The organism is Gemmatimonadota bacterium, assembly GCA_016209965.1.
In the GTDB taxonomy this organism is placed as follows: domain Bacteria; phylum Gemmatimonadota; class Gemmatimonadetes; order Longimicrobiales; family RSA9; genus JACQVE01.
On sequence record JACQVE010000206.1, the window covers coordinates 1 to 7,420 of the forward strand.

General features: G+C 68.2%; 9 protein-coding genes. All 9 read left to right on the plus strand.

Annotated features, from left to right (window positions below):
• Positions 1–626, plus strand: a 626-nt coding sequence (locus HY703_08225) for a dehypoxanthine futalosine cyclase (GenBank protein MBI4545165.1), incomplete at its 5' end; no start/stop codon positions are given.
• Between the two features lie 88 nt (positions 627–714).
• The gene (gene purE, locus HY703_08230; GenBank protein MBI4545166.1) at positions 715–1,119 is read left to right on the plus strand and encodes a 5-(carboxyamino)imidazole ribonucleotide mutase; all 405 of its coding nucleotides are present in this window, start codon (positions 715–717) and stop codon (positions 1,117–1,119) included.
• A complete protein-coding gene (locus HY703_08235) occupies positions 1,120–1,596 on the plus strand; it encodes a 2-C-methyl-D-erythritol 2,4-cyclodiphosphate synthase (protein ID MBI4545167.1) in 477 nt (158 codons plus the stop codon).
• Between the two features lie 22 nt (positions 1,597–1,618).
• Positions 1,619–2,236: a DedA family protein gene (locus HY703_08240; protein ID MBI4545168.1), complete on the plus strand. Its 618-nt coding sequence runs from the start codon at positions 1,619–1,621 to the stop codon at positions 2,234–2,236.
• A 13-nt stretch (positions 2,237–2,249) separates the two neighbouring features.
• Positions 2,250–3,134 (plus strand): site-specific tyrosine recombinase XerD, encoded by an 885-nt coding sequence (gene xerD / locus HY703_08245; protein MBI4545169.1) that lies wholly within the window; start codon positions 2,250–2,252, stop codon positions 3,132–3,134.
• Between the two features lie 138 nt (positions 3,135–3,272).
• Positions 3,273–3,851, plus strand: a complete 579-nt coding sequence (locus HY703_08250; protein ID MBI4545170.1) for an aminodeoxychorismate/anthranilate synthase component II — start codon at positions 3,273–3,275, stop codon at positions 3,849–3,851.
• Positions 3,852–3,855: 4 nt separating this feature from the next.
• The gene (locus HY703_08255; GenBank protein MBI4545171.1) at positions 3,856–5,379 is read left to right on the plus strand and encodes a hypothetical protein; all 1,524 of its coding nucleotides are present in this window, start codon (positions 3,856–3,858) and stop codon (positions 5,377–5,379) included.
• A 116-nt stretch (positions 5,380–5,495) separates the two neighbouring features.
• Positions 5,496–6,278: a 3-deoxy-manno-octulosonate cytidylyltransferase gene (kdsB, locus tag HY703_08260; GenBank protein ID MBI4545172.1), complete on the plus strand. Its 783-nt coding sequence runs from the start codon at positions 5,496–5,498 to the stop codon at positions 6,276–6,278.
• Between the two features lie 4 nt (positions 6,279–6,282).
• Positions 6,283–7,420, plus strand: a 1,138-nt coding sequence (locus HY703_08265) for a CTP synthase (protein ID MBI4545173.1), incomplete at its 3' end; no start/stop codon positions are given.

A 7,420-nucleotide genomic window follows, 5' to 3' on the forward strand; every position in this document is an offset into this window, starting at 1 on the left:
CGGGGGCGGAGATCCTGGTGGATGGGGTGCGGGACGTGATCGCGCCCAAGAAGATCGAGTCCGGCCGCTGGCTCGAGATCCACGAGGCCGCGCACGAAAAGGGGCTGCTGACCACGGCTACCATGATGTACGGCGTGGGGGAGAGCTGGGCGGACCGCATCGAGCACCTGCTCAAGCTGCGCGCCTCACAGGCGCGGAGCCGCGCCCGCGGCCGGGGGTGCTACACGGCCTTCATCGCCTGGTCGTTCCAGCCGCTGCACACCGAGATGGAGGACTGGGACCTGCCCCTGGGCACGGGGGTGGATTACCTGCGCGTGACCGCGCTGGCCCGGCTGGTGCTGAACAACTTCGACAACCTGCAGGTCTCCTACGTGACGCAGGGACCGAAGCTGGCGCAGATCGCGCTGCGCTGCGGCGCGAATGACTTCGGCTCGCTTATGATCGAGGAGAACGTGGTCAGCGCGGCGGGTGTCAACTACATCATGCCCGAGGCGGAGATGCGGCGTCTGATCGAGGACGCCGGCTTCACGCCCCGCCGCCGCTACCAGAACTATACGTTGGTGGCGGAGGGCGGGGAGGGCGGGGAGGGCGAGGACAGTTGCCCCTGCTGCCGCTGGCGGACCTGAGGGGCAACGTAGTCCAGCGGATGAGAAATTGCCAGCCTGCATACGGACACGCGCACGTACTCGTGCACGTGCGCGTCGGTTAATGCGCATGCCCAAGGTTCTGATCCTCATGGGCTCGGAGTCGGATCGGGAGCGGATGGAGGAGGCGCTGCCGATCCTGCGCGAGGGTGGGGTAGAGGCGGAGTCGCTGGTGTGCAGTGCGCACCGGGAGCCGGACCGCACGGCGGAGCTCGCTCGCGCGGCGGCATCCCGGGGCTTCGACGTGATCATCTGCGGCGCCGGGCTTTCTGCGGCGCTTCCCGGGGTGGTGGCGTCGCACAGCCGGCTGCCGGTGATCGGCGTGCCCCTCTCCACCGGCACGCTGGGCGGGTTGGACGCCTTGCTGGCCACTGTGCAGATGCCGCCGGGCGTGCCCGTGGCTTGTGTGGGCATTGACAACGCGCAGAACGCGGCGCACCTGGCGCTCCGGATCCTGGGCGCGGGCGGCAAGTAGATGCGGGTCGGCGTGGGTTACGACTCGCACCGTTTCTCACCGGGCAGGCGGCTGGTGCTGGGCGGCGTCGAGATCCCGGCAGCGCAGGGGCTGGCAGGCTTCTCCGATGCGGACGTCATCGCCCACGCCGTTACCGATGCTGTCCTGGGCGCCGCGGGGCTGGGTGACATCGGCACGCATTTTCCACCCGATGATCCACGCTGGAAGGACGCCGACTCCCTCGAGCTGCTGGCGAAGGCAGTCGAGCTCCTGCAGGAGCGGCGGCTCCGCGTCGTTAATGTGGATGTCACGGTGATCTGCGAAGCGCCGCGGCTGGCAGCGCACGTACCTGCCATGCGCCAGCGCCTGGGCGCGAGTCTGCGCGTCAGCGCAGCGGAGGTCTCCGTCAAGGGCAAAAGCAACGAGGGGATGGGCTGGGTTGGCCGGGGCGAGGGGATCGCCGCACTGGCGGTCGCGCTGGTGGCGTCCCAGCCGTAGCAGCGGGCGCTGGAGGGCGGCGGTGGAAGAAGTGCTGCGCACGTTGATCGGTCTGCCGCCTATCCTCATCTACCTCGTGATTGGCGGCGGCGCCGCGGTAGAGAACGTGATCCCGCCCATTCCGGCGGACACTTTCGTGCTGTTCGGCGCTTTTCTGGCCGCGGCCGGGCGGGCGGACCCGTGGATCGTCTTCCTCTGCACTTGGTTCCCCAACATCGCCTCCGCGCTGGCGGTCTACGCGCTGGCCGGCCGGTACGGCCACTCGTTCTTCCGCACGCCCGTGGGGCACTGGCTGCTGCACCCTCATCAGCTCGAGCAGATCGGGCGCTTCTACGAGCGCTGGGGGGTGCTCGCCATCTTCTTCAGTCGCTTCCTGCCGGCGTTCCGGGCTATGGTGCCCGTCTTTGCCGGAGTCGCCCACATCCCCGTCTGGCGTATCGCGCTGCCGCTGGTGACAGCTTCCGGGCTATGGTACGGCGGCCTGGTGTATGTGGGCGCGCAGGCGGGGAGGCATTGGCAGGATATCGCGGCGTCGTTCGAGCAGGCGAGCGATGTGCTCCTCTGGGTCGCGCTGGTGCTGCTGCTGGCACTACTCTTCTGGTGGCGTGTGACGCGGCGGGCGGCGAAGAAACACGGCTAGGACGCGGCCGGGCATGTATCACCTGGAGCGATTTCGGGATCACCTGGCATTCGAGAGGGGGCTCTCGCCGCGCACGCTGGACGCGTACGGCAGGGACCTCGAGCGCATGGTGCGCTTCCTCGAGTCGCGCGGCGTGCGCCGACCCGGCTCAGCCACGCCCGTGGACCTGCGGGAGTTCGTCTACCACCTGAAGGATCAGGGGCTGCAGCCTGCATCGATCCGCCGCAGCCTGTCGGCCGTACGCACGTACTTCGCCTTCCTGCTCGGCGACGGGCTGGTGGTGTCAGACCCGAGCGAGCGGCTCGATCCGCCCCGCACCTGGCGGCGGCTCCCCGGCGTGCTGAGCCGCGAGGACGTGGAACGACTGCTGGCCGCACCTGACCCCGAGGACCGGCTTTACTCGCGCGACAAGGCATTGCTCGAGTTCGCCTATGCCGCCGGCGTGCGCGTGAGCGAGCTCATCTCGCTGCGCGTCCGCGATCTGGCGCTCGAAGAAGGCTTCGCGACCGTGCTGGGCAAAGGGGCGAAGGAGCGGCTGGTCCCGGTGGGGCAGGCCGCCGTGCGGGCGCTGCGCATCTACCTGCGCGAGGTGCGCCCCCAGCTTGACCGGGGCGAAAGTGGCGGCCTGGTCTTCCTCAATGCGCGGGGCCGCGCCCTTTCTCGCATGGGGGTCTGGAAAATCCTGCAGAAGCAGCTCCGGCGGGCGGGGATTCAGAAGCGCGTTACGCCGCACACGCTGCGGCATTCCTTCGCGACCCACCTCCTGGAGGGTGGAGCCGACCTCGCCGCCGTCCAGGAGATGCTGGGCCACGCGGACATTTCTACCACCCAGATCTACACCCACGTGGACCGCGAGTACCTGCGCGACGTGCACCGCCGCTACCATCCGCGGGCGTGACCGAGCAGAAAGGCCAACGCGCGAACGTACGCAGGCAGTACTCGTACTCGTGCACGTGCACATCCGTAAAAGAATGGGCGGTTGGGGAGGGTGTGGCGGCGGGGTTGTAGCGGTTCGCGGCGCAGGCTAGCTTCTCGCATGGTCCTGGTCATCGACAACTACGACTCCTTCACCTGGAACCTCGTGCAATTGCTCGGGGAGCTGGGCGCGGAGCCGGTCGTGAAACGGAACGATGAGGTCACGCTGCCCGAGATCGAGGCGCTGGACCCCTCGCGCATCGTGATCTCGCCCGGACCGTGCACGCCAGCGGAGGCCGGCATCAGCGTGGCGTGCATCCGCCAGTTCGGCCCGACCCGGCCCATCCTGGGCGTTTGTTTGGGCCACCAGGCGATCGGAGCTGCCTACGGGGGCCGCGTCGTGCGCGCCCGCCGCACCATGCACGGCAAGCGTTCCCCCGTGGCTCACACGGGCTCCGAGCTCTTTGCGGGCATTCCCACCCCCATCGAAGTCACGCGCTATCACTCCCTGGTTGTGGAGCGACCCAGCTTGCCCGCCGAGCTCGAAGTCATCGCCTGGACGGACGAGGCCGGGTTCGAGGACGAGATCCAGGCCATACGCCACCGCCATCACCCGGTTTGGGGTGTGCAGTTTCACCCGGAGTCCGTTGCCAGCCAGCACGGCCGGGAACTGATGGCCAACTTCCTCGCGCTGTGTTGAGGTGATGCGTTCCGCCGCCGCCCGGCTGCTGATCCTCCTGGTATGGTCGGCGGCGGCGTCCCTCCTGGCCAGTGGACGTGCTTCCGCGCAGCGCGTCGAGCGGGTGGGAGAAGGCGACGTCGCCCTCGACCGTCGTCTCGACCGCCTGCTGCGTGCCGCCGATTTCCTGCTGGTAACCCGGGACACTACGCTCACCCCTGCGGATACTGTTGGTCGCTCGGTGCTCGTGCTCGAGGCGACGGTAGCCATCGAGGGCATGATCCAGGGAGACCTCATCTCCGTGGACGCTAACGTGTTTCTCCGCCCGGGCTCCCTGGTTTTCGGCGATGTCGTCAACGTTGGTGGCGGACTCTACCGCTCGGAGCTGGCCAGGGTAGCACGGTCCGTCATTGACCTGCCGCTTGCCGAATACCGGGTCGCGCCAGCGGACGGCGGATTCCGCATCGAAGCGCTCGTCTCGGGGGCAGCGCTGAAGCTGGACGGTTTTCTCGGCTTTCACGCCCCGACGTACGACCGGATCGACGCTGTCTCGCTGATCTGGGGGGCGGCGTACAGCTTCCCGGCGATCGGCGGCTGGCGTCCCACGCTAGCCGGACGCATCGGCTACCGCTCAGGTCGCGGCGCGGGCACGGGGGGGGTCGAGCTCCGGCTCGCGAGCCGTGCCGCGCAGGGGGCGGTGGGTGCGGAAAAGATCACGGCCACGAATGATGCCTGGATCCGCGGCGACCTTCAGAATACCGGCTCCTACCTGCTTTCCGGGAAGGACTACCGCAACTACTATCAGGCCGAAAGAGTTTACTTCCGGCTGGGCCGCCAGCTCCGCCGCTCGCCGGCGCACCTGGCGCTGTGGCTGGGTGGGCAGATCGAGGACGCGCGGTCGTTGGCCGCCGAGGACCGCTGGACACTCTTCGAGGACGAGGTGCGGGCGAACCCGCCCGTGCGGGAGGGACGAGTCGCCAGCTTGAGCCTCGAGCTGGCGGGCGGCTGGACAGGCAGCCGCTCGGCCGTCGAGGCCGCAGGGACCATCGAAGCGGCGCGGCGCGCGGCTGGGGGTGAGCTGCCCTTCGAGAGGTTCCTGGTCCGGGGCGAGTGGGCGATGCAGGCGCTATGGAACCACCGGCTCGAGCTCGACTGGCGCTTCCAGGGGCCGCTCCCCGGCAGCGACTCGCTGCCGCACCAGCGCTGGAGCATCGTGGGCGGATCCGGCACGCTGAATACCTTCGAGATCGGGGAGTTCGCCGGGGACCGGCTCGCCTTCGTGGAAACGACTTACATCGTGCCCCTGCCGCAGCCACTGAGACTCCCCCTGCTGGGCGCGCCCGAACTGCACTTCCTGCATGCCATCGGCATGGCCTGGTCCCGGGAAGCGCGCCGCGACCTCGAGCAGAACCTGGGGCTGCGGCTCCAGTTCCTGGGAGTGTATCTGCGGCTCCTGACCAATCCAGCCGATCCAGGCGGGGAGCTGAAATTCGATCTCGGCATCTCCTGGCCGTTCCAGCCGACGCCACCCTGGGAGCAGGGGCGCTAAGCTCTCGCCACCCCGCGCCGGCCGAGCCGGCCCGCTCACTTTGACACTATCACGGTGCGCCGCTAGATTCGGGCGTAAATCTTGCGTGGCGGCGCCGCTTTTCCTCCGGAGTGGATATGGGCCAGGGAGCCGTGCTGGGCGTGATTCCCGCGCGTATCGGCTCGAAGCGCCTGCCGCGCAAGCCGCTGCAGCCGCTGGCCGGCCGCCCCTTGATCGAATGGGTCTGGCGCCGCGTGCGCAGCTTTTCGGCGCTGGATGCGGCCGTGATTGCCACGGACAGCGAAGAAGTCGCGTCCGTGTGCCGAGCGTTGGGGGCGCCCGTGGTGCTGACCTCGCCGGCGCACGCTTCGGGTACCGAGCGGGTTGCCGAGGTGGCCGGACGCGGCGAGTACCGGGAGTACGCGATGGTCGTGAACGTGCAGGGAGACGAGCCCTTCATTTCGGAGGGGCAGGTTGCGTCCGCCGTGGCGTTGGCCGTGCGTGATTGGGACATCGGCACGGTCGCCACGCCGGTGCGCACGCTGGAAGCGTGGCGTGACCCGGCCGTGGTGAAAGTCGTGCGCAGAGAAGATGGTGGGGCACTGTATTTCTCGCGGGCCGCCGTGCCGCACTGCCGGGACGGCGATCCGCCGGCGGAAGAGCTGGCATCGCCCGCGTACCTGAGGCACATCGGGGTGTACGCCTGCAGGCGGGATGCGCTGGCCCGTTGGGTGAACCACCCACCAGCGGAGCTCGAGCGGATCGAGCGACTGGAGCAGTTGCGGGCGCTGGAGGCCGGGCTCTCCATCGGGGTGGCGCTGGTGGACGCGGCCGAGGCCGGCGTCGATACCCCGCGGGACGTGCTGCGCGCAGAACAACGGTTGAGGTCGATGTCGCACGGATCCCTTCCTATCCCTTAGAGCCATGAGCGACCAGGTTCGGCAGCCGACGAAGTACGTGTTTGTGACCGGCGGCGTAGTCTCCTCTCTGGGCAAGGGGATCGCCGCCGCGTCGCTTGGCAGATTGCTGGTCGAGCGAGGCCTGCGGGTCACGATCCAGAAGTTCGATCCCTATATCAATGTGGACCCCGGCACGCTTTCGCCCTTTCAGCACGGCGAGGTCTTTGTGACCGATGACGGCGCGGAGACGGACCTCGACCTGGGTCATTACGAGCGGTTTATCGACGAATCGCTTGCCCAGGCCAACAACGTCACCACGGGTCGCATCTACCAGGATGTGATTACGAAGGAGCGGCGCGGCGACTACCTGGGCGCGACCGTGCAGGTGATCCCGCACATTACCGACGAGATCAAGGCGGCGATCCGCCGTCTCGCGCCTAACCATGACGTGGTGATCACGGAGATCGGCGGCACAGTGGGCGATATCGAGTCACTGCCGTTCCTCGAGGCGATCAGGCAGTTCCGGCAAGACGTGGGGCGGGAGCACACGCTCTTCATCCACCTCACGCTGATCCCCTACATCGAGGCGGCTGGCGAGCTGAAGACGAAGCCGACGCAGCACTCGGTGCGCGAGCTCATGGAGATCGGGATCCAGCCGGACGTACTGATGTGCCGCACCCGCCGCCCGCTGAGCGACGAGATCAAGCGCAAGATTGCGCTCTTCACCAACGTGGACGTGGCGGGCGTGATCGAGGCGCGCGACGTCGAGACCATCTACGACGTGCCGCTCGCGTTCCACCGCCAGAAGCTGGACGAGCTGGTGGTGAGCAAGCTGGGGCTGGCTACGCCGGCCCCCGACCTCGCCCCGTGGGAGCTCATGGTCGAGCGCGTGAAACAGCCGGCGCACGGCGAGGTGCGGATTGCCGTGGTGGGGAAGTACACGGCTCTGGTGGATGCCTACAAGTCCGTCAACGAGGCGCTCATCCACGGCGGCATCGCGAACGATGTCGGGGTCGCGATCGAATGGCTGCTGAGTGAGGACTTCGAGCAAGGCAAGGGCGTCGAGCGCCTGGCGCACTACGACGGGCTGCTGATCCCTGGCGGCTTCGGCGTGCGCGGCGTCGAGGGAATGCTGGAAGCGATCCAGTGGGCGCGCAACAACG